Genomic DNA, 21,166 nt, shown 5'->3' with positions numbered 1-21,166 from the left:
AGCGGGCCCGTCGTTCGTGTGCAGCGCCTTGGTACGGCCATTGAACGCAGCGTGCCTTGCTCAATCACAGTTCAGAATCCCATGAAACGTTCCAATCGAACGTTCGCCATACTGGCACCCGGATGCTTGAGCATCTGAGCCAACCGGGAGCTTGCACATGGCGATTACCTGCTTTATCCGCTACCAGATCGATCCGTTCCAACGCGACACCTTCGACGAATACGCCCGCAACTGGGGACGCATTATTCCGCGTTGCGGCGGTCATCTGATCGGCTATTTCCTGCCCAACGAAGGCACCAACGACATCGCGTGGGGCTTGATCGCGTTCGACAGCCTCGCGGCGTATGAGGCCTATCGGGCGAGGCTACGAGCCGATGCCGAAGCGCAGGACAATTTCAGGCTCGCGCAGACAAAGCGCTTCATTCTGCGTGAAGAGCGAACCTTCACCGAGGTGGTCGAAGGCACGCTTGGCTTGCCGGCGGCAGGTGCGATGGCAGGCTAGGGCTTACCGGACCGGCGTGTCCTTGCGGCGCCGAGCTCTGCGCTTTCGCGCCTTTGCCTCCGTGCCGCAGGGCCTCAATGCCTACGCAGCCTCGCGCCGCTGCGTCCGCGCGTAGTACCCTGTCACGTTCCACGTCGACGGGCGAATTCCTGGACCTCGCGATCGACGTGCGCGTGTCAGTGCCGTCTGACAGGCAAGCTTTCTGCTACCTGTCGCCACGAGTCCAGCCGACGCGCCCGTCCACCCGAAGCCGCCGCCGAAGGAACTTGTACGTCCAAAACGGTGTCGGTTCAGGGTCCTGCCGAACCGATCCACGCGTCACGCACAGCCGTCCGCACCTGGTACCCCGCCTTACACCTTATGCGCAAAATATTTCACGCCTGGTTTCTCGTTCTTCTCATCCTTGGCGCTTCGCCGGCCTTCGCCGCCGCGGCGCATCCGGCTCCCGCGTCAGGGGCATCCGGTGCAGCGATTACCCTGACGCCCGAGCAGGCCCGCGAGGCCCTCAGCGTCCTCAATGACCCCAAACGCCGCGCGCAAGTCAGCGACACGCTCGCAGCAATCGCGGCAGCGGGCGCGCTGAGCGCGCCGCCCGCCGCCGCTGCGGCCGCGTCAGGCGCGTCAGCCCCGGCGCCGGCCAGCAGCGTGGCCGCCCTCGTTCCAGCCGCTTTCAAGTCCAACGGCCTCGCCTCGCAACTCGCCCGACAAGGCGCGCATTGGGCCGCGCAGCTCGGCATGTCGCTGCGCGGGTCGGTCGCCGCGCTACTCGACGTTGCTTCGGTGCGCGCGTGGTGGAACTGGCAATTGACCAACCCGCAAGCGCGTAGCGTGCTCGCCCATGTTGCATGGTCGCTGCTTGCCGCGCTGCTGCCCGCGCTCGTGCTGGAATGGCTCGCACGCCGCCTGTTGCGCCGCGCGTACACGGCGCTCGCCGCGCGCCGCGAGCGTGGCGATGAAGACAGCGCGCCGCCAGCCGATCTGCCCGTCGACGTCCTGCCGCAACCGGCCGATGCGCCCAACGCAGCGCCGCCACTGCCCGTTTCGCCTGTTTCGCCCGATGCAGCGACGCAGACAGCGACGCCCGCCACGTCCGCAATCCCAACCGCCACCGGCAAAGCCACCGAGGTCAAAGGCAAGCAGAGCGCCGTGCATCATTGGACCCTGCTGCAGCGTCTGCCACGCGGGCTGCTGACGCTGGTGCTGCGCGTGTTGCCGCTGGCGGTGTTCGTCGGCGCGGCAAGCGCGCTGATGTCGATCTTCACCGACGACGGCACGCCGCAAGACAGCGCCCTCGACTCGCTGATCGACATCTACGTGCTGTGCCGAATGATCGTGATCGTCAGCGGCTTTTTCCTGCAACCCACCGCGCCGCGCCTGCGTCTGTTGCGCATGAGCGATGCGTGGGCCGTTTTCGTGCAGCGCTGGATGGTGCGTATCGTCAGCGTGGTCGGCGCCGGTTCGGCGGTCGCGGAGATCGCGCAGTCGCTCGGGTTGAACGACGCGGCGCATCTCGCGCTGATGAAGGTGGTCGCGCTCGCCGGCCACGTCATGATCTCGATCCTGATCCTGCAATGCGCGAAGCCGGTCGGCGAATTGATCCGCAAGCGCTTTGCGGCGCGCGCATCGCTGGAAATGTTCGGCAAGGCGCTCGCCGACGCATGGGCATGGGTCGCGGCGTTCGTCGTCATGGCGCTGTGGTTCATCTGGGCACTCGACGTGCAGAACGGCTATCACACGCTGCTGCATCTCGGCGGCATTTCGCTGGCGATCCTGGTGGGCGCACGGGTCGTCTCGATCGTGATCTTCGGTGCGATGGCGCGGCTCTTCCATGTTCAGGACGACGCGGCGAAGTCGCTCGTGCATCAGCATGCCTACCGCTATTACCCGCTGCTGCGGCGGTCCGTTTCGTGGATCATCGGCATCGTCACCGCGCTGGCGCTGTTGCAGGTATGGGGCGTCCACGTGGCCGACCTGTTCCGTAGCGGCTCGGTTGGCCATCGGCTGGCTTCAGCGATCGTCACGATCGGGGTCGCCGCCGTGATTGCATTGCTGGTGTGGGAAAGCGTCAACGTGTCGGTCGAACAGCGGCTGGACCGCTGGACCACCAGCGGCGACCTCGTGCGCGCCGCGCGCCTGCGCACGCTGTTGCCGATGCTGCGCAGCGCGCTCTTCTGCGTGATCGCCTTGGTGGTGGTACTCACGGGTCTGAGCGAACTCGGCGTGAACATCGGCCCGCTGCTGGCCGGTGCGAGCATCTTCGGCGTGGCGCTCGGCTTCGGTTCGCAAAAGCTGGTGCAGGATTTCATTACCGGCATCTTCCTGTTGATGGAAAACGCGATGCAGGTCGGCGACTGGGTCACGCTCGCGAGCGTATCCGGCACCGTCGAGTATCTGTCGATCCGCACGGTGCGGCTGCGCGGCAGCGACGGTTCGCTGTACACCGTGCCGTTCAGTTCGGTCTCGACGGTGAACAACACCAATCGCGGGCTCGGCAATGCGGCCGTGAAGGTGAATATCGTGTTCGGCCAGGACGTCGATCTGGCCATCGATACGCTGAAGGAAATCGGCGCCGCGCTGCGCGAGGACGAGAAGTTCAAAACCGGCATTTTGTCCGACTTCAGCTTCTGGGGCGTGGATGGGGTGGACGGCTCGGCAGTGACGCTGGCCGGCCAGATCCAGTGCCGCGACAGCGCGCGCTGGGGCGTCCAGCGCGAATTCAACCGGCGCATTGTTGACCAGTTCAGCGCGCGCGGCATCGAGATTCTGAATCCGCAACGGCACCTGCTGACGTGGGATCCGGAGAGTGCGCTGCCCTTCGGCACGGCGCCGGCGGGCGCCACGGGCCATGACGCACCGCAGTCCGCCGATCGCACCGGCGGCGGCGCGGCACGCAAAGATGCCACGCTCGCCGACGACACAGCCGCCGACGCCGACGCGCCGGACACACCTGCCAAAGGCCAACCGCCTGTCGAGCCTAAGCCCGAGGCGCCGCGAGGAGCGCCGGCAGCGCCTGGTTCAGCTTCTCCGCATGCGTGAAGTACAAACCGTGGGGCGCGCCTTTTGTAGACCTTCCGCACAGCGCCTTCGGTCCGCCTCGCGGTAGGCAGGTCGACTACCCTTGAGCTAAAGGGATGGCGTTGCGGAAGACGAGCGCCGGAGGGCGCCGCCTCAGCCGTGGTCCATCGCAATCAGCCGCGCATCGAGCCGCCGCGCGAGCGCGAGGCCGCCCTCACGCATCACCATGTCGTGGTTCCACTGGAAGAACGGCCGCATGACGGGCGCAAGCGCATTCATCCACGCCCGGTTCGTATGCACGCGCCAGTCGTAGCGGACCACCGTGTGAGCGGCCTCATCGGTGGAGAAGCGCCAGTGCCCGCTGCCTTCGACATCGCCGCTCGCATCGCCTTCCAGCGCGACCAGCGGCTCGATGCGCGTGACCCGCATATCGAACACGAGCCGGTACGGCAGCAGTCCCTTCCATGTATAACGCTGCACGGCGCCTACACCGTCCGCGTCGCCCGCTTCGAGTTGCGCGACCCGTTCGACGCTCTTCCACCATTCAGGCCAGTGCGCCGAATCGTGGATGACCGCCCATACGGCCTGCAACGGCGCATCGAGGCGCCATATCGTCGAAAACTGGTAGTCGATGCGCTGCACGGCTGCTCCCGTCGTTTTTGTTGTCACCGTTATTGTCGCTGCTGTCGTCACCTGTGCGAAACGCCGCTGCGCTCACTGTACCCGCCACCAGCGCGGCAACAAACGCCGCACTTCGGGCCGCCGGTACCGGTCGTCGATCAGATGCACGACGCCCACGTCCTGCTCCGTGCGAATCACGCGCCCGGCCGCCTGCACGACCTTCTGCAAACCGGGGTACAGATACATGTAGTCGTAACCGTTGCCGAACTTCGCGTCCATTGTGCGGCGCATCTGCTCGTTGACGTCGTTCATCTGCGGCAAGCCGAGCGTGGCGATGAAAGCACCGATCAGTTGCTGACCGACCAGATCGATGCCTTCGGAGAACGCGCCACCCAGCACCGCGAAACCGACGCCCCGGTTCATGGTGCGAAAGCGCACGAGGAACGCGTCGCGCGCGGCTTCGTCCATGCCGGGTTCCTGCGCCCAGACCGGCAGGTCCGGATGGCGCTCGCGCATCAACGCCACAACCCGCTGCAGATACTCGAAGCTGCTCAAGAAACCCAGATAGTTGCCCGGCTGCGCCGCATACTGCTTCGCGATCAGATCGACGATCGGCACCAGCGAACGTTCGCGGTCACGCCAGCGCGTCGACACATTGCCTGCCACACGCACATGCAACTGCTCGGCGCGGAACGGGCCCTCCACGTCGAGCCATGTGGTCTGCTCCGGCAACCCGAGCGTGTCGCGATAGAAATGATGCGGATTGAGCGTGCCGGAAAACATCACCGTGGTGCGCGCGGCGGCGTAGCGCGGCTTGAGAAACGGCGCGGGGATGACGTTGCGCACGCACAGCGTCGAGCTGGTTTTGTCGCGCGGCGCGAAGCGATCGGCGCTGAGCGTGATGTCGAAGATCGAATGCTCGCCGAATTGCTCGGCCAGCGCGACGAAATGCATCGCATCGAAGAAAAACCGCAACGATGCTTCGTCGATTGAGAGCGGCGCTTCGGCGAGTTGATCGGTCACGGCGCCGATCAGATTCTGCGCCGCCGAGAGTAGCTTGCCGGGCACGTCGGCGTAGACCTGATACGTGTCGGTCTGTGCGCGCTTGCCGGCGTTCCACTCGCGCTGCAGCCGTTCAAGCGGCTTGCGCAACGTTGCCGGCGCGGTCTTGCGTGCGAGCCGAAACGCCGCCTGATCGAGCGACGCGGTGTACATGCGGCGCGCGCGCTCGAGCAGATTGTGCGCCTCGTCCACGAGCACGCCGACGCGCCACTGATTGATCTGCGTGAGCGCGTATAGCATCGCGCTGCTGTCGTAGTAGTAGTTGTAATCGCCGACCACCACGTCGGACCAGCGCGCCAGTTCCTGCGCGAGATAGTACGGGCAAATGTCGTGCTTGAGCGCCGCTTCGCGAACCGACGCGCGATCGAGCCGCGCCCCTGCCAACGCCATGCTGCGGGCCGCGTCGAGCCGGTCGTAAAAGCCGCGTGCGAGCGGACAGGACTCGCCGTTGCAGGCCTTATCGGGATGTTCACAGGCTTTGTCGCGCGCGACCAGTTCGAGCGTTCGCAGCGGCAACCGCGCTGAAGATGAAGCAGCGGCGCCTTGGTGCAGCGTCTCGATCGCATCGAGGGCAAGCGCGCGGCCGGGCGTCTTCGCGGTGAGGAAGAACACGCGATCGATCTGGTCAGACGCACACGCCTTGAGCAGCGGGAAAATCGTTGCGAGTGTCTTACCGATACCGGTAGGCGCCTGCGCCATCAACGGCTTGCCGTCACGCGCCGCGCGATACACCGACACCGCCAACTCGCGCTGCCCGCTGCGAAACTGTCCATGCGGAAACTGCAAAGCGCCGAGCGCGGCGTTGCGCGCGGCGCGATGCGCTTCCTCCTGCACGGCCCAATTGAGAAAGCGCTCGCATTGCTCGATAAAGAACGTCTCCAACTCACGCGCGCTGTGCTTTTCGGTCAGCAACGTTTCCTTCTGACTGCCGATATCGAAGTACACCAGCGCTACCGTCAATTCGGCGAGTCCGCGTGCGCGGCACAGCAGATGGCCGTACACCAGCGCCTGCGCCCAGTGCAGCGTGCGGTGATTGGCGGGCATCCGTTCCAGATCGCCGCGATGGGTCTTCACTTCTTCCAGCCGGTTCGCCGCCGGGTCGAAACCGTCGGCGCGGCCACGCACGGTCAAACCGCGATGCGTGCCGGTCAGCGTGATCTCGGTTTCATAGCCGCTCGCGCGCCGCCCGGCGACCGTTACGTGACCCACCATGCCTTCCAGCGAGGTAGGCGCGGGCGTGAAGCGCAGATCGAGATCGCCGCGCCTGGCGGTGAATTCGCACATCGCCCGCACGGCGACCACGTAGGTCATGCGGCGCCCTGGGTTGCGGCGGTTGTAGCGGTCTCGGCGGGAGCGCTTGTGGTGGCCTCCGGTTTGGCGTCAGCCGCAGCCTCTTGCGTGAACGCTGCCGGGGCGCCGGTCACGGCGACGTCTTCATCGGCCCACTGCACATCGAGCACACGCACCGGCATACCGTGCTGCGCGCAGTATGCGAGCCAGCGGATCTGGTTGTCCTGCAAGCGGTCGCCGGGGCCCTTCACTTCGATCAACTCATAACGACGCTCGGCCGGCCAGAAACGGATCAGATCCGGCAAGCCCGAGCGGTTGCTGCGGATGTCGCGCAAAAGCCGCTCGAACCATAGCTTCAGATGCGCGGCAGGCAGGCAATCCAGCGCCAATGCGACGAGTTCGGGCGTCAGCACACCCCAGAACACGAACGGCGATTGCAGACCGGACTTGCTTTGCAGATGCCGCAAAATCGTCTCGCGATAGGCGCTGCTGTCGAGTTGCGACAGACACGCGCAGAATTGTTCGGCACGGCGGGAATAAAAATCCGGCGCATGCAGATCGGCCGGCCCGCGCTGGAACGGATGGAAAAACGCCCCGGGCAGCGCCGCGAACACCGGCTCCCAGCACAGCAAACCGAACAGCGAGTTGATTAGCGCGTTTTCGACGTAATGGACCGGCGCTTCGCCGCACGTCAGGTGATCGCGGGCGAGGTACTCGACCGGTTGTGGCGCCTCGGGCCGTGGCAGCACCAGCGTGCCGCGCTCGACCGGCCGTGCGGCAGGCACACGCGCCGCCGGCTCGCCGCGCTTGCGCTGCAAACGCGGCAGCATGCGCGCGAGGCGCTGCGCTTCCTCTTCGCTTTCAGGCGTGGCGGCGGCTCGCGCGGCCAGGACAAAGGCTTCGTCGAACCGTTCGCTGCGCTCCAGCACACGCAAGCGCCGATGGCGCGCGCCGGGCCACGCGCACCCCTGATAAACGGCAAGCGCGGCGGGCCAGTTCTGTCGACGCTCGCAATACTGCCCGATGCGGAACAGCAGCTTCGCGCGACGCGTTTCGAGCCACGGGTTCGCGATTTCGATCGCGGCGACGGAGGCGACGAGTTCATCGATCGCCTCCGACTCGGACTCCGACGCCGGCTCGCCGCCAGGCAGCCATTCAAGCGCTTCACGGCACGCATGCAGCGCGAGGTAGACGTCAACGTCCGCGCGGCACTGGAAGGCCCGCGACGAAGGTGCGAACGCAACCTTCTCGTACTGGAACACGCCGAGATCGGCGAGCACGAACTCCGACCAGTTCTGTTGCAGATTGCCGAAGAACATCAGGCGCAGACGCTCACCAAGCGGCGCGATGACGACGTGCAGGACGCAATCGGTGGTTTGGCTGTGCCACGCGGACAATGGAAGCGCGGCGCTGACATATTCGTCGCCCTCGCCTTCGTAAAACGGACGCAGGGTTTCGAGCAGGTCGGGTTTGCGCAAGCCTTTCGCGCCGGGGATCAAGGCGACGGCGTCCGCGAAGATCAGCAGCAACTCAGGACGCGTGGTGAGCGCGAAAAGATTGTCCAGCGTCAGGGCCGGTTCGGTGTCGACCCAGCCGAGCGCTGACAGCGGCGCAGCAGCCTGCAAGGAGCAACCGATCTCGTCATAAGACAGACGGCTGGCGCGGAATAGCGCACCCTTGCGCATCAGCATGCGGACCAGCAACGCGCGCGAAGGCTGCGGCAAAGCGGCGAAGTCGCGCAGAAAAGCGTGTTCATGCGCGTCCAGCAGGTCGCCGTAACGCTCGGCGAGCCACGCCAGCGCACGCTCGAAGTTCAGCAGGTAATAAGGGGCATCAGACCGAACGTCTGACGGAGCATCTGTCGCCACGGGCTTTCATGAAACCTGTATGTTTATACAGTGATGATATCAAACTCCGTGATTCAATCCGCCCACGAACGCGGCAATCCGATCGCACGCGTCGATCAGGCGCGCTTCGTCGACCACGAAACCCAGCCGCACGAAACCATTCGCAGTCTCGCCGAATGCGCTAGCGTCGAGCAGCGACACCCCTTTCGCGCGAAACAGCTGCCAGGTGAAGTCGACGGTATCGAGCCCCGTGCCGCTGACGTCGACCATCATGAACATGCCTGCTTCGGGCAGCAGGCAACGCAAGCCCGGCACGCGATGCAAGCGCTCGAACACAACATCGCGGCGGCGGCGGTAAATCTCGCGCATCTCGGCCACGATCGGCGCCTTGTTCCGCAGGGCCGTCAATGCGGCCTGCTGGATGAAGCCCGGCAAGCCATAGAGCATCGCCAGCGCGAGCCGCCCCATATGCTCGATCAGCACGGCAGGCCCGATCGCCCAGCCGACGCGCCAACCCGCCATTGCATGCGATTTCGAGAGGCTGCCGAGCGTCACCGTGCGCTCCGCCATGCCCGGCATCGCAGCGATGCTCACGTGCTCGCGCTCGAACGTGAGGTCCGCATAGACCTCGTCGGACAGCACCCATAGGTCATGCTTGCAGGCAAGCCGCGCGATGCGTTCGAGATCGGCGCGCGGCATCACCACGCCGGTCGGATTGCAGGGTGTCGCAAGGAAAATGGCGTGGGTGCGCGGCGTGACGGCGGCTTCGAGCGCTTCACAGTCGAGGTGGAACGCCCGCTCGGGATCCACGGGCACCGGAACGAGCGTGGCGCCCGCAGCGCGCACACAAGCCTCGTACGTCAGGTACATGGGCTCGGGGACGATCACTTCGTCGCCCGCCTCCAGCAGACACAGCGAGGTGGCGAACACGCCATTCTGCGCGCCCGCCGTCAGGATCACGTTGGCCGCGCTCACGGCACGGCCGGTCGAGCGCGTATGTTCGTCGGCAATCGCCGCACGCAACGGCTCGCGGCCGGACACGGCGCTGTAATGCGTATCACCGCCGCGCAACGCCTCGATAGCGCGTTCGACGATCGGCGCGGGCGTCGCGAAGTCGGGGTCGCCGACGCTCAGTACGATCACGTCTTCGCCGTCGGCAAACGCTTGTTGGGCGACGCGATGGATTTCCCACGCCGACGTGCGCCTGCCTTGCAAACGCTCGACCAGATTCGAGTACTTCATTGACTCACCCCGTTTCGACTTGAGCCGCCAATGTAATGGCCCGCGCACGAAACGTCCAGATACGGAAAAGGGTCGCGCGAACGCCCAGTCTCGCGTGACCCTTCAGTGAAGCCCGTGCCCCAAAGGGGGCGGCGCGCTTAAATCTGGCGGCGCAGTTCCGCCGGCGGCACCTTCATCAGATGCCGATATTTCGCCACCGTGCGCCGCGCCACCAGCACGCCCTGATCCGCCAGCATCCTGGCCAGCGTCACATCCGAGAGCGGGTCGCGGGTGTTCTCCGCGGCGATCATCTCCTTGAGCAGCGCGCGCACAGCCGCGGCCGAACAGGTGCCGCCACTCTCCGTGCCGAGCTCGCGCGGGAAGAAATGCTTGAACTCGAAAATGCCGCGCGGCGTGGCCATATATTTGTTGCCCGTCGCACGCGAGATGGTGGATTCATGCAGACCCAGCTCGTCGGCTACATCGCGCAGCACCATCGGCTTCAGCGCGATTTCGCCGTACTGGAAGAAGGCCTTCTGATGCGCGACGATGCATTCGGCCACGCGTTGAATCGTATCGAAACGCTGCTGCGCATTGCGAATCAGCCAGCGCGCTTCCTGCAGTTGCTGCGCGAGCGGCGAGCGGCTCGTACCGGCCGACTGCGCGAACAGCTCCGCATACATGCGATGGATGCGAGCCCGCGGCTGCACCGCCGGATTAATCGTCACCACCCATTTGTTGCGCGCCTGACGCACGATCACATCCGGCACCACGTAGTTGTCTTCGGTACGGCCGTAGCAGTTGCCCGGCTTCGGATCGAGCTTGCGCACCAGCGCGCATGCCACCCGCAGTTCCTCCGCGCTGCAGCCGATCTGCTTTTGCAGTTCAGCCTGTTCGCGGCGCGCGAGGCGTTCGAGATGATGATCGACGATTTGCCGCGCCACCTCGCGTCCCGGCGTCTCGGCGGGCAAGGCATTCACTTGCAGCGACAGACACTCCGACAGCGAGCGTGCGCCGAGACCGGGACGATCGAGCGATTGCACGAGACGCAGTGCCACCAGCAACTCATCTTCGGTCAGTTCGGGTTCGAGGTCGACGCTGTCCGCGAGCTCGGCGAGTTCCTGACGCAAATAGCCGTCGTCGTCGAGCGCCTCGATGATGAAGCGGGCCACGGCGCGATCACGGTCGTCGAGTCGATACAGACGCAGCGAGTCGTGCAACTGCTCGCGCAAGGTGGGTTGGGAGCGCGCCCATTCGGCAGGATCGCTGCTGTCGGAGTCGCCGTTCTGGCGCGTCGAACTGCGGCTGCTGTAATCGCCGGAAAAGTCGCCGGGCACGTCGTCCTGGCCTGCGCTCTCAAGCGTGTCGCTGCCGCCGGCTTCAGGCTGCAGCGAATCCGGTTCGGCGGTTGCCACCGTATCCGTCGCGGGCGCCGCGCCTGCGTCATCGCCTGACGAAGCGGTGGCGAGCGCCACGTCTTCCGTTTCCGAGGAGTCGTACTCGAGGAACGGGTTGGTGTCGAGCGCGGTGCGCAACTCCTGCTGGAACTCCAGAGACGACAACTGCAACAGACGCACTGATTGCTGCAGACGCGGCGTGAGTGCGAGAGACTGCCTCGTGCGTAGTTCAATTGAAGGCATTGTAGTGAGGTCCCATTAAAAGCTGCGGATTGGTGTGTGGCCTCTATAGAGCAACTGTCATACCAACGCGCCCAACATGCTGTTTTTTTTAAGTTTTGCCTTTTCAGGCCCGCCAATTGCGCACCCGGCGGGCGCCATTTTTACAAGCCCCCGGCAATTTCCGGGGGTCCGCTCCGCAGCCGGCCAACCGGTGCAAGCGATGTTTGCCTCACCTTATTCCTCAGGCTAAAGGCATGCGCCGTAAAGGCTTGCGCGGCGCGGAGGCGCTGGCCGCGCGTAGCGGGCACACCGCTTGCGTGAGATCACTATGTGGACGGCCGCCGGCCTTTGCACGCGAATCGAAGAAGCGCGAACGAAGCGCAGCAGACGAAACCGCATGCTTAAGCCGTCGTCCGGTGTCGATAACGGGCCCTGACGGAACCGTAGCGGCAACGACCCCACGTGAGTCATCAGCGGTTTCGACCGCGATCGACCGCAGGCAACAAGACCGCAATTTCATCAACACCCGAAGGAGAAACCATGAAGACCATCCAACTTCTGAAGACCGCAGGTAGCATCGCTTGTGTCGCATTCGCACTGAACGCTACGGCGCAAACCAGCGCGTCGGCCCCGTCGGCAGCATCCGAAACCATCAGCCAGCACGTCGACGACAGCACGATCACCACCAAGGCCAAGGCCGAACTGCTCAGCGCGAAGAACGTCAAGTCGACCCATATCCACGTGAAGACACGCAAGGGCGTGGTGTGGCTGACGGGCTCGGTGCCTTCAGCTGACGACAAGGCTGCGGCTGGAGAAGTCGTGAAAGGCGTAGAGGGCGTTTCGAGCGTGAGGAACCACCTGAAGGTCACTGCGGAATAAGATCCAACGATCGATAAAAGGCGCCGGCTTCGGCCGGGCCTTTCCGTCGTTTTAGTGCTACTTGAGTGCTACGACAATGAAGAAAGCCGCCCGCATAACGGACGGCTTTTCTTTTTCCTGCGTCGGCGGTTTGCGATGCACCCGTACACGGGCCCGCTACTGCATTCCTTCTCCACTGCTTTCCTGCTTCAGGCGACCGGCGTCCATCAGAACGCCAGCCGCCCACCGGCATTTACCGCTTGGCCGCAGCATACTGATCGCGCAAATCGCGCACACGATCGTGGTTTTGCAGCACGCCCTGGTACTGACGCTCAACGATAGCGCGCACGTCCAGCGGCAATTCCTTTTCGAGCGCGTCGTGATAGCGCTTCTTCGCAACGTCCTCGCCCTTTTCGCATTCGGCCAGGATCTCATGGTCGCTGCGATTCGACACGGCCGACTTCACGTCGACCCAGCCGCGATGCAACGCACCGCTCACGGTGCCACCGGTTTCGGGCTTGCCGCCCATTGCCTGAACCGCATCCTGCAATTCACGCGCACCACGTGTGCAGTCTTCGGCACGCGATAGAAACATGGTCTTCAACTGCGCATCATGCGCATCTTCAGCCGCCTTGCGAAAGCCCTTCTCGCCATCCTTCGACGTTTCGACCAGATCGTTCAGCACGGAAACAACGTTCGTAGCCATTCAATACCTCCAAGGGGTTTCGTTATCGTGAATCCGCCGCCACACGCTTTCATGTGGCAAGGAGTTCATCTCTCTATGCGCACGAGCCGTGCCTGGTGCGCACTATTGCGGACCCGCTGTGCGAAGCGCGCCAAGCACTCGCAATCTTGCCAACGCGCGTAAAAGTTGCTCGCCCAACTACCCGCCGATCGGTCTGAAAGCCCCACCCGTGAGGCTTTCCATGAATGGCACGGTGGTTGCTTAATACTCTCCGCCCGCGCCGCATCCTGCATGGGATGAACACGCTGCAAGACGTGCAAGGAATTGAAAATAATAGGCGGGCAACAACGACAGGGAGCATCACCATGAAGATCAGGAGCGCAGAACTTCTCGTCGCGGTCGCGATCGTCACATCGGCCACCGTGATGCAGATTCGTGAGCACATGGAACAGCACGATGCGCCGGCTGCGAGCGCGCAAGCCGTGCCGTCGTGCGGCGTCAAACATGACGGGTTGACAGCCGCGGCTTGTGAACCGACGCGCGACGAAGGTCACGCGGATCGTGCCTCGCAGCCGCGACGCGATGCGCTGCGTCTCTGGGTCTGAACGGAAAAGTCGTAAACCGTGCTGCGACGATGAGTGACATGAGGCCTCCTTGCGTCGTTGAGTCGCGTTTTGCGGCCCGGGCAACCGCCTGGCGTCGCGCTGACCAGCACGCGCAGGCGGCACCACGTAACGGGACTACGCAGTGGTGTCGCGACCGGGTTCCATGCCTTCCACTCTGAACAGGCCGCTATGCAACACGACGGCTGCACCGTCGTTCTGGTCGAGCGCTTCCGCGCAGACCGACCGGATGCGGTTGCGACCTTTGTCGAAGGCAGCCATCAACGTCGCCTCCAGTGCGGAATCCGCACCGAAATGATCTTCCAGCGCCTCAGCGGTGATCGCGCACACCACCGGCTCGCCGTCGACACGCGCCATGAAGCGCACAGTCAGATTCGTGCCGTCGAAGGACGGCTGGTCGTCGGAAAAAGTGATGTGCATAAGGGAATCCTCATAGGCCGGCCGCGGCAGGGTCGCATTCATGACGAGCCCTTCATTGCGCCAGCGAGTTGCTGCGCCATCGCAAGGTGGTGTTTGATGGTCGGCAAGGCGTGCATGGCTGCGGCCTTCAGTTGCGCATCGGTGCCGCTCTGGCTTTCCTGCTGAAACAGGTCGACCGCTCGCTGATGCGCCTCCAGCCCAATCTGCTCGACATAGGCCTGATCGAATTCCTTGCCCTTGAGGGTTTGCAGTTTGCCGACCAGCGCGGAATCGGCGGACGGCGCCGTGGCGAGCCCCTTCTTCGCCGCGAGCGCAGCCATGCCCTTCGACAGTTTCGTATGGTCAGTGATCATTTGCTGCGCGAATTTCTTGACGTGCGGATCGCTCGAATTCTTGAGCGCGATTTTGCTTGCCGCGATTTCTGTGGCGTCTGACTTGGAGGCGTCCTGCACGAACTGCTGGTCCGCCGGCGAAAGCTTCGGGCTGCTCATCGGCGCGTCGCTGGCGGGGGCGTCACTGGCTTGCGCGTGCACCGCCCCGATCGACGCAGCGCCTAGACCCAGCGCCACCGTCATGACTTGTAGCGAATATCGGATTTTCATGCTTTTCTCCCTGATCGACTTATCCACCCAAGCGGCTTGGATCAACGCGGCGCAGCATTTCAAAACAGCCTCCGCGCGCCTCGTTCATCCCGCCACGCCTAGTCAGTCTTACGCTTCGACAATTGCGCAATCAGCGTTTTGTTGAAGGCCGGAATATCGTCGGGCTTACGGCTGCTGATCAGATTGCCGTCCTCGACCACTTCCTTGTCCACCCACGTGCCGCCCGCGTTGCGAATGTCATCTTGCAGGCTCGGCCAGCTCGTCACCGTGCGTCCTTTGATGATCCCTGCCGATACCAGCAACCATCCGCCGTGGCAGATCACCGCGATCGGCTTCTTCGCGCTGTCGGCGGCTTTGACGAAGGCCTGCGCCTGCGGCAGCAGACGGATCGCGTCCCCGTTCACCACACCGCCTGGCAATACCACGGCGTCGTAGTCGCCGACGGATGCCTTATCGAAGGTTGAATCGACTTCAACGGTGTCGCCCTTGTCGACGTGCTTGAAACCCTGGATCTTGCCGGGCTTCGCTGAAATGACGTGCACCGTTGCGCCCGCCTCGACGAGCGCGCGTTTCGGCTCGACCAGTTCGGCTTGCTCGAAACCGTCCACTGCGAGTACCGCCACCTTGCAACCGTTCAGCGTGTTAGCCATGCAATTTCTCCTTCACGTTAGTGCAGGGACCGGCGCAGTTGCGCGATTTGGCCCCTATGTTGATGTCTTAACCAGCAAAAGGCGTGCCCATGCGTACCGGCCGCCTACCGACCCTGCGGGTCGTCGTCGAGGCCGTCGTCGTCGGTAGCCAAGGGGTCGACGATTCGATCGGGTTCGATATCGCCGCTTTCCACCAGCGTCGAGTCGCCGTCCGCGGCGGCCCGCTCGCCCGTGCCGGAACGATCGGTGTCGCTGCCAAGTTCGGTATCGCCGGTTTCGAGTGCATGGTTGTCCAGCTCGGAATCGACATCGAATTCATGACGCTTCGCCCCTGCGACATCACTGCCGCTATCGGACGAATCGCTCGGGCCCAGCGCGCCCGTCGTGCCGGAGGTTTGCTTCACTTGCTGTTGCGGCTCTTCATCGGGGTTCAACGTGCTGCTCATGGCGCTCTCCTTGGTTTATCCAGTACCCATAGCGACTATTCGCAAGGACCGTTCCGCCCGCAGGAGACGCAGGGCACGCAGGATCACTGGGCATCGTCTTTGCTTGCCTCCGGACATTGGCGCAAACCGCGCCTCCCCTTGAAACTTCTACCTGCGACGATGGCTGCCACGACCAACCCGATGCAACGCCGCGCCGAACGCACTGACGACAGCGCGAAGCAAGCGGCTCCCGTCGCCATGCCGCCGGGCTTGCGGCACGCCGACGATGCGAAACCGGGCTACACGCGCAAGCGTGAAAAAGACGGCTTCGCGTACTTCGACGTGGCCGGCGCGCGCATCGACGACGAAGAAGAAATCAAACGCATCAACACACTCGCCATCCCGCCCGCTTACGAAGATGTGTGGATCTGCCCCGACGCGCGCGGCCACATCCAGGCGACCGGCCGCGACGCGCGGGGCCGCAAGCAATACCGTTACCATCCACGCTGGCGCGAGACGCGCGACGCCGACAAGTACGAACGCATGGCCGAGTTCGGCCGTGCGTTGCCGAAAATCCGCGCGCGCGTCGCACGCGACTTGAAACTGCCGGGCATGCCATGCGACAAAGTCATCGCCGCGATCGTGCAGTTGCTCGATACCACGCTGATTCGCATCGGCAGTGTGGAATACGCGCGTGAGAACCAGTCGTACGGCCTGACGACGCTGCGCAAAAAGCACGTAAAGATCGAAGCCGGCCAGTTGCGCTTCAAGTTTCGCGGTAAGAGCGGCATCGAGCACGACGTGACGGTGGACAATCCGCGCATCAAACGCATCGTGCGCCGCTGTGCCGAACTGCCGGGCCACGACCTGTTCCAGTATCTCGACGAGGACGGCACGCGCCGCACCGTAGGCTCCGCCGACATCAACGATTACCTGCGCCGCGCAAGCGATGCCGACTTCACCGCCAAGGACTATCGGACGTGGGCCGGCAGCGTCTATGCCTTGGCCGCCCTGCGGCGGCTGATGTGCACCAGTGCGACGGAAGCGCGCCGCCATGTCGTTGCGACCGTCAAGGACGTGGCGGCGTTACTTCGCAATACGCCTGCGGTTTGTCGGCGTTGCTACATTCACCCGGTGGTGATCAGCGCGTTCGAGGCAGACGAGTTACAAGGCTTGACGTCCGGCCACGCGCGCCGTGGACTCAGGGTGGATGAAGTCGCGTTTGCCGCGTTGCTCGCCCATGCGGAGAAACGCGCGGCAAAGCTGGCCCGGCAGGCCGGCGCCAAGGGCCGTAAGTCGACGGTGACTGACGGCATCAACGGATCGCTGACCCGTCTGCTGAAAAAATCGCGCGTGGTGCGCAAAGAGGCTGCGGCGAAGACCGGCGCCAAGGCCGGCGCGCAAACGCCCGCGCGCTCTTCTCCTAGTTCGTCGACCTGATTACGGGTTTCACTGACTCGCGCCAGACGCCGCGGCCGGCATGCTTGCGGTGCCTGCGGCGGCTGCAGCGGCACCGCTGCTCGTATCCGCAGTGCTGCCGGTAGCCGCGTTGCCGTTCATCACACCGCTGCTGCCCATCGCAGAACTCGCGCCCGCATTGTCGGTATTCGCGCGCTTGCAACCGGCAGTCGCAGTCAGTAACACAATCGTCGTCACAATCAGTGCCTGCTTGCTCACGCTCTGGCTGGATAGAAGTTTCATCACTTGCCTCCTGATTGGTCAGGTGAAACCGCCTCGCTTAGACGAGCGCGGCCTCACCGTTTCTCATTGGCGCCTGTTAGCGCTTATTGTCCGCCCTTGGTCGCGTTGCTTGACTCCGAACCCGGGGTGTTGGTCATATCGTTCATCGGCTTTTTCGCCTTTGACTTCGACATGTGATGCATTTTCGGCGCACCGGAACTCATCGCACCCGATACCGGGTCGCCCCCGGCCGTCGGGCCGGCAGTTGCCGCGCCATGCGCGTTACCGGAGCCCCCTGTCCCACCGCCCCCGCCGTTACCGTTGCCGCCGCCCGCTTGCGCGAACGCGGCGCCTGACATGACAACGAATGCCGATACCAGCAATGCCTTTGAATATTTCATTGAAGTCTCCCTGGTTGAATGAGCAGCGCCTCACGCCCGCAGCGTGAGGATGTCAGGCCAATGGCGTCACGTGATGTCGTTCGCCACCGCCGATCGAAGCAAATACGGTTGCTCGCGCTGCTGCTCAATTACGCAGCAAGGGCTATGCCTCGCACGGCTTCCCGCCGTTTGCGATCTTACGTACGCGTCGTCGCGTGGCGAGGTCACCAGGTCTCATGCCCGCGGCACATTCATCAGTTCTCCTTGTTCATGCAGACGAAATAGTTTCAAACGGGTCAGTATCCTTTACGCGCCGTTCCCGTACGGCGCGCGAGCCAGCGCCCGCTCCCGCCTAGACCGCTGCGCCAGCCGTTTCAAAAATTGGAGGAACGCCGGTTGCTTTCCGTTATCCGTACAACGAACCTGTAGGCAAAAATCATCGAGAATACGACTCGATAAGGTAAGGAGCCGGCATCATGGCAACCAGAAAAACCGCCCGCAAATCGAAGCGCCCCGTTGCTCGTGGCAAGTCAGGACGTCCACCGCGCCAGCGGCACGCGCAGGCGCACGCGGCGCATCGCGCGAAAGCCGCCAGCCAAAGCGGCGCGAAGCGTTCGCAGAAATGGTCGCATCACGTGATGGAAACCAGTGACGCGATGGATATCGAACACGACGTTTTTAAAACTGGCAGCGCGGAGTCGATCGCGAAATCGCTGAAGCAGTCTTCGACCCACAGCCGCCGCCGCAAGGGCACGCCGTTCCGGTCGGCGATGTCGATGCTGAATTTCTACATCAATCGCGCCGGCAGGAATCTGCCCAAGACACGCCGGGACACTTTGCAACAAGCCAAACGCAAGTTGCGTGAAGCATTCGGACGCGCGCCTTGAGGTGAGGCGTCCGGCCGCGCGCCCCTCAACCGGCTGGGCATGCGTCGTTCACATGCCGGCCTACACCGGATGCTCATGAACGAAACACTGTGGTTTCTCATCGTCGGCGCGGTGCTCGTATTCATGGGCGTGGCGGCGACGACGCTGCGGCGGCTGCCCGTTAGCGCCGCCATGTTCTATCTCGCCATTGGCTACGCGCTCGGGCCGCCGGGCATCGGCCTGTTGCGCCTCGATATCGTCGCCGACGCGCATGTGGTGCGCACGATCACCGAAGTCGCGCTGCTGGTCTCGCTGTTCGCCATCGGCCTGCGTTTGCGGCTCGGCGTATTCGAAAAGCTCTGGACCTTGCCGCTGCGCCTCGGCTTCCTCGCCATGCTGGCGACCATCCCCCTGCTGACGCTGTTCGGCGTGTACGGATTGCATCTCGGCTGGGGACCGTCTCTGCTGCTCGCGGCGATCCTGGCGCCCACCGATCCGGTCCTCGCCCACGACGTCCAGGTGCACAACCCCGGCGACCACGACCTGCTGCGCTTCGCGCTCTCCGGCGAAGGCGGCCTGAACGACGGCATCGCCCTGCCCTTCGCGATGCTGGGCCTCGCGATATGCGCGGCGCCCGCCGCTCACGCCGGCGACGTGCTGACGTTGAAGCTTGCCGGCAGCATCGTGTGGGGCGTGGCGGGCGCGATCGCGATCGGCGGCGTGCTCGGCTGGGCCACGACCCATGCGGTCGCGTGGCTGCGCACGCGCCATGCGCAGGCGTTGGGTCTGGAGGGCTTCTTCGCGCTGGGCCTGATCGAACTCTCGTTCGGTGCCGCACAACTCGTGCACACGTATGGCTTCCTGGCCGTGTTCGCGGCGGGCGTCGCGATGCGCCGCGTCGAGCATCGCGCGAGCGGCGGCAAGTCCGCTCGCAAAGCGATCGGCACGGTCGATTCGGAGGACGTCGACGCGACAGCGGCGGATCCCAGCAAAGCGCACGCGTATATGACGGAGTCCGTGCTCGGTTTCACGATCGAGCTCGAACGCATCGCCGAAGTGGCGGTCATGGCGATGGTCGGCAATGTGCTCGCCACGCTACAGGTGCCGCTTATCACCTGGCAGACGGTTGCGCTCAGCGTCGTGCTGTTCGTGCTCGTGCGGCCGGCGTCGGTGGAGTTATCGCTGCTGGGGTCGAGCGCGACGCCTGCGCAGCGGCGTTTAATGAGCTGGTTCGGCATACGCGGGATCGGCTCGTTTTACTATCTGGCTTACGCGCTCGAATATGGCGCGGCGCCTGATGTCAAGCCGTTGGTGCCGCTGGTGCTGGCAGTCGTCGCGGCTTCGGTCGTGATTCACGGCGTCTCGGCCACGCCCTTGATGAACTGGTATCACAGGCTGCGCACCAGGGAAAGCTAGCGAGTCGCGCCGAATCACGCGTATGCCTCGCGCATCCGAACCATCGCGAATTGGAGTCGCTGGAATGCGACCGTCATGCTGCAACAGGCCGCCCCATTCGATGACCTCACCCGACGATTCAAGACGGGCAGCACGGGCGAGCGCCGCCAGTCTCGCGTTCGCAATCGGCCGCGCGCTGCATACCGTCATGCCGGATGACGCACCTCTTCAAGCTGCTTGCGCCTCGCCTCGCCCTGACGTGCCAGCATCCAGCCCGGATATTCAGCCGGCAGCGTGCTGACCTGATCGAGCTTCGCGAGCTCGTCGGCGGTCAGGGTCACGCTGGTGGCCGCGATGTTGTCGTCGAGTTGCTCGATTTTCTTTGCACCGACGATCACGCTGGTCACCGCGCGTTGATGCAGCAGCCACGCGAGCGCGACCTGCGCCACCGAGACGCGCTTCGCTTCGGCGATGCCACGCATCACGTCGATACAGTCATACGCGCGCTCGCGATTGACCGGCGGAAAATCGAACGTCGTGCGACGGCTGCCTGCTTCGCCTTGCTGCTCGCGCCCATATTTGCCGCTCAGCAAGCCACCCGCTAGCGGACTCCACACCATCAGCCCAAGACCTTCGCTGTGCAGCATCGGCACCAGTTCGCGTTCGAGGTCGCGGCCCGCCAGCGTGTAATAAGCCTGCAGCGATTCGAAACGCGCGAGCCCGAGGCGCTCGGAAATGCCCAGCGCCTTCACGATCTGCCACGCGGCCCAGTTCGACACGCCGACATAGCGCACATGGCCATGCTGAACCAGCGTGTCGAGCGCACGCACGGTTTCTTCGATCGGCGTGGCCGGGTCGAAACCGTGGATCTGATACAGATCGACGTGATCGAGTTGCAGACGCTTCAAACTCGCCTTGACCCCGTCGATGATGTGATAGCGCGACGCGCCGCGCGCGTTCTGCCCATCCGCGGTCGGGCCAAATACCTTGGTCGCCACCACCACCTTGTCGCGCGGCACTTTCAGATTCTTCAGCGCCTGGCCCGTGATCTGCTCGGACACACCCTCTGCATAGACGTCGGCCGTGTCGATGAAATTGACACCCGCGTCGAGCGCCCGGCCGACCAGCCGTTCCGCGTCCCCCTGTTGCAGATCGCCGATCTGCTTCCACATGCCCTCGCCACCGCCGAAGGTCATCGTGCCCAGGCATAGCTCTGAAACAAACACACCGGTACGGCCCAACTGGTTGTATCGCATCGTTGAAACTCCGTCATGGATTCATGAATGGGTAAGACGTACAGAGAGTACTGCAGTTGGCGAGATCCAGCAGGACGCGGCTCGGCCATTTGGAAAGTTGCCGTAAGGCGTGTATAAGTCGGACCATTCCGCTCGTAAAATGTAATGCC

20 protein-coding genes are annotated in these 21,166 nt (G+C 64.0%); 7 read left to right on the top strand and 13 right to left on the bottom strand.

All coding sequences use genetic code 11. The features are described 5' to 3' along the window. The first annotated feature begins 157 nt into the window (after positions 1 to 157). Both ACAX43_RS18035 and ACAX43_RS18030 read left to right on the top strand, forming a co-directional pair. Positions 158 to 502: an NIPSNAP family protein gene (locus tag ACAX43_RS18035; protein WP_370709782.1), complete on the top strand. Its 345-nt coding sequence runs from the start codon at positions 158 to 160 to the stop codon at positions 500 to 502. Positions 503 to 862: 360 nt separating this feature from the next. Then, positions 863 to 3,538 carry a mechanosensitive ion channel family protein gene (locus ACAX43_RS18030; protein WP_370709781.1) on the top strand — a complete coding sequence of 892 codons (2,676 nt, stop codon included), beginning with the start codon at positions 863 to 865 and terminating at the stop codon, positions 3,536 to 3,538. A 132-nt stretch (positions 3,539 to 3,670) separates the two neighbouring features. On the opposite strand, the gene ACAX43_RS18025 is transcribed toward ACAX43_RS18030, so the two are convergent. From ACAX43_RS18025 to ACAX43_RS18005, 5 genes are all read right to left on the bottom strand, one after another. Beyond that, positions 3,671 to 4,159 (bottom strand): SRPBCC family protein, encoded by a 489-nt coding sequence (locus ACAX43_RS18025; RefSeq protein WP_370709780.1) that lies wholly within the window; start codon positions 4,157 to 4,159, stop codon positions 3,671 to 3,673. 72 nt (positions 4,160 to 4,231) lie between these two features. Beyond that, a complete protein-coding gene (locus tag ACAX43_RS18020) occupies positions 4,232 to 6,511 on the bottom strand; it encodes an ATP-dependent DNA helicase (protein ID WP_370709779.1) in 2,280 nt (759 codons plus the stop codon). Continuing rightward, positions 6,508 to 8,358, bottom strand: coding sequence for a VRR-NUC domain-containing protein (locus ACAX43_RS18015; protein WP_370709778.1), 1,851 nt, complete (start codon positions 8,356 to 8,358; stop codon positions 6,508 to 6,510). Before ACAX43_RS18015 ends, ACAX43_RS18020 begins: the two co-directional genes overlap by 4 nt. Positions 8,359 to 8,397: 39 nt before the next feature. Further along, positions 8,398 to 9,579, bottom strand: a complete 1,182-nt coding sequence (locus tag ACAX43_RS18010) for a pyridoxal phosphate-dependent aminotransferase (RefSeq protein WP_370709777.1) — start codon at positions 9,577 to 9,579, stop codon at positions 8,398 to 8,400. A 137-nt stretch (positions 9,580 to 9,716) separates the two neighbouring features. Further along, positions 9,717 to 11,198, bottom strand: coding sequence for an RNA polymerase factor sigma-54 (locus ACAX43_RS18005; protein WP_370709776.1), 1,482 nt, complete (start codon positions 11,196 to 11,198; stop codon positions 9,717 to 9,719). Between the two features lie 519 nt (positions 11,199 to 11,717). On the opposite strand from ACAX43_RS18005, the gene ACAX43_RS18000 reads away from it, so the two are divergent. Further along, positions 11,718 to 12,056, top strand: a complete 339-nt coding sequence (locus ACAX43_RS18000; RefSeq protein WP_370709775.1) for a BON domain-containing protein — start codon at positions 11,718 to 11,720, stop codon at positions 12,054 to 12,056. 232 nt (positions 12,057 to 12,288) lie between these two features. Here the strand turns inward: ACAX43_RS18000 and ACAX43_RS17995 are convergent, their stop codons facing one another. Next, a complete protein-coding gene (locus ACAX43_RS17995; protein WP_370709774.1) occupies positions 12,289 to 12,741 on the bottom strand; it encodes a PA2169 family four-helix-bundle protein in 453 nt (150 codons plus the stop codon). A 344-nt stretch (positions 12,742 to 13,085) separates the two neighbouring features. On the opposite strand from ACAX43_RS17995, the gene ACAX43_RS17990 reads away from it, so the two are divergent. After that, complete coding sequence (locus tag ACAX43_RS17990) at positions 13,086 to 13,325, top strand: hypothetical protein (protein WP_370709773.1); 240 nt, start codon at positions 13,086 to 13,088, stop codon at positions 13,323 to 13,325. Positions 13,326 to 13,460: 135 nt separating this feature from the next. Here the strand turns inward: ACAX43_RS17990 and ACAX43_RS17985 are convergent, their stop codons facing one another. The 4 genes from ACAX43_RS17985 to ACAX43_RS17970 form a co-directional block, all read right to left on the bottom strand. Continuing rightward, the gene (locus ACAX43_RS17985; protein WP_370709772.1) at positions 13,461 to 13,805 is read right to left on the bottom strand and encodes a DUF1488 domain-containing protein; all 345 of its coding nucleotides are present in this window, start codon (positions 13,803 to 13,805) and stop codon (positions 13,461 to 13,463) included. Then, entirely contained in the window at positions 13,802 to 14,365 is a 564-nt protein-coding gene (locus ACAX43_RS17980; RefSeq protein ID WP_370709771.1) for a DUF4142 domain-containing protein, read from the bottom strand. Before ACAX43_RS17980 ends, ACAX43_RS17985 begins: the two co-directional genes overlap by 4 nt. A gap of 98 nt (positions 14,366 to 14,463) precedes the next feature. Next, on the bottom strand, positions 14,464 to 15,015 hold the full coding sequence (locus tag ACAX43_RS17975; protein ID WP_370709770.1) for a type 1 glutamine amidotransferase domain-containing protein: 552 nt from the start codon (positions 15,013 to 15,015) through the stop codon (positions 14,464 to 14,466). 104 nt (positions 15,016 to 15,119) lie between these two features. Next, positions 15,120 to 15,461: a chemotaxis protein gene (locus ACAX43_RS17970; RefSeq protein WP_370709769.1), complete on the bottom strand. Its 342-nt coding sequence runs from the start codon at positions 15,459 to 15,461 to the stop codon at positions 15,120 to 15,122. 159 nt (positions 15,462 to 15,620) lie between these two features. Here ACAX43_RS17970 and ACAX43_RS17965 point away from each other — a divergent pair, with 159 nt between their 5' ends. After that, positions 15,621 to 16,880: a DNA topoisomerase IB gene (locus tag ACAX43_RS17965; RefSeq protein ID WP_370710024.1), complete on the top strand. Its 1,260-nt coding sequence runs from the start codon at positions 15,621 to 15,623 to the stop codon at positions 16,878 to 16,880. Between the two features lie 9 nt (positions 16,881 to 16,889). On the opposite strand, the gene ACAX43_RS17960 is transcribed toward ACAX43_RS17965, so the two are convergent. Both ACAX43_RS17960 and ACAX43_RS17955 read right to left on the bottom strand, forming a co-directional pair. Then, on the bottom strand, positions 16,890 to 17,141 hold the full coding sequence (locus tag ACAX43_RS17960) for a hypothetical protein (RefSeq protein ID WP_370709768.1): 252 nt from the start codon (positions 17,139 to 17,141) through the stop codon (positions 16,890 to 16,892). Between the two features lie 83 nt (positions 17,142 to 17,224). Next, positions 17,225 to 17,521, bottom strand: coding sequence for a hypothetical protein (locus tag ACAX43_RS17955; protein ID WP_370709767.1), 297 nt, complete (start codon positions 17,519 to 17,521; stop codon positions 17,225 to 17,227). Positions 17,522 to 17,976: 455 nt separating this feature from the next. Between ACAX43_RS17955 and ACAX43_RS17950 the strand changes: the two genes are divergently transcribed. Next, positions 17,977 to 18,387 carry a DUF3175 domain-containing protein gene (locus ACAX43_RS17950; protein WP_370709766.1) on the top strand — a complete coding sequence of 137 codons (411 nt, stop codon included), beginning with the start codon at positions 17,977 to 17,979 and terminating at the stop codon, positions 18,385 to 18,387. Between the two features lie 75 nt (positions 18,388 to 18,462). Further along, on the top strand, positions 18,463 to 19,782 hold the full coding sequence (locus ACAX43_RS17945) for a cation:proton antiporter (RefSeq protein ID WP_370709765.1): 1,320 nt from the start codon (positions 18,463 to 18,465) through the stop codon (positions 19,780 to 19,782). 185 nt (positions 19,783 to 19,967) lie between these two features. Here the strand turns inward: ACAX43_RS17945 and ACAX43_RS17940 are convergent, their stop codons facing one another. Beyond that, positions 19,968 to 21,017, bottom strand: coding sequence for an aldo/keto reductase (locus tag ACAX43_RS17940; RefSeq protein WP_370709764.1), 1,050 nt, complete (start codon positions 21,015 to 21,017; stop codon positions 19,968 to 19,970). Between the last annotated feature and the right edge of the window lie 149 nt (positions 21,018 to 21,166).

The sequence above is a fragment of the Paraburkholderia sp. IW21 genome (genome assembly GCF_041321145.1).
Taxonomy (GTDB): domain Bacteria; phylum Pseudomonadota; class Gammaproteobacteria; order Burkholderiales; family Burkholderiaceae; genus Paraburkholderia.
This window is presented reverse-complemented; position numbering and strand designations above follow the sequence as displayed.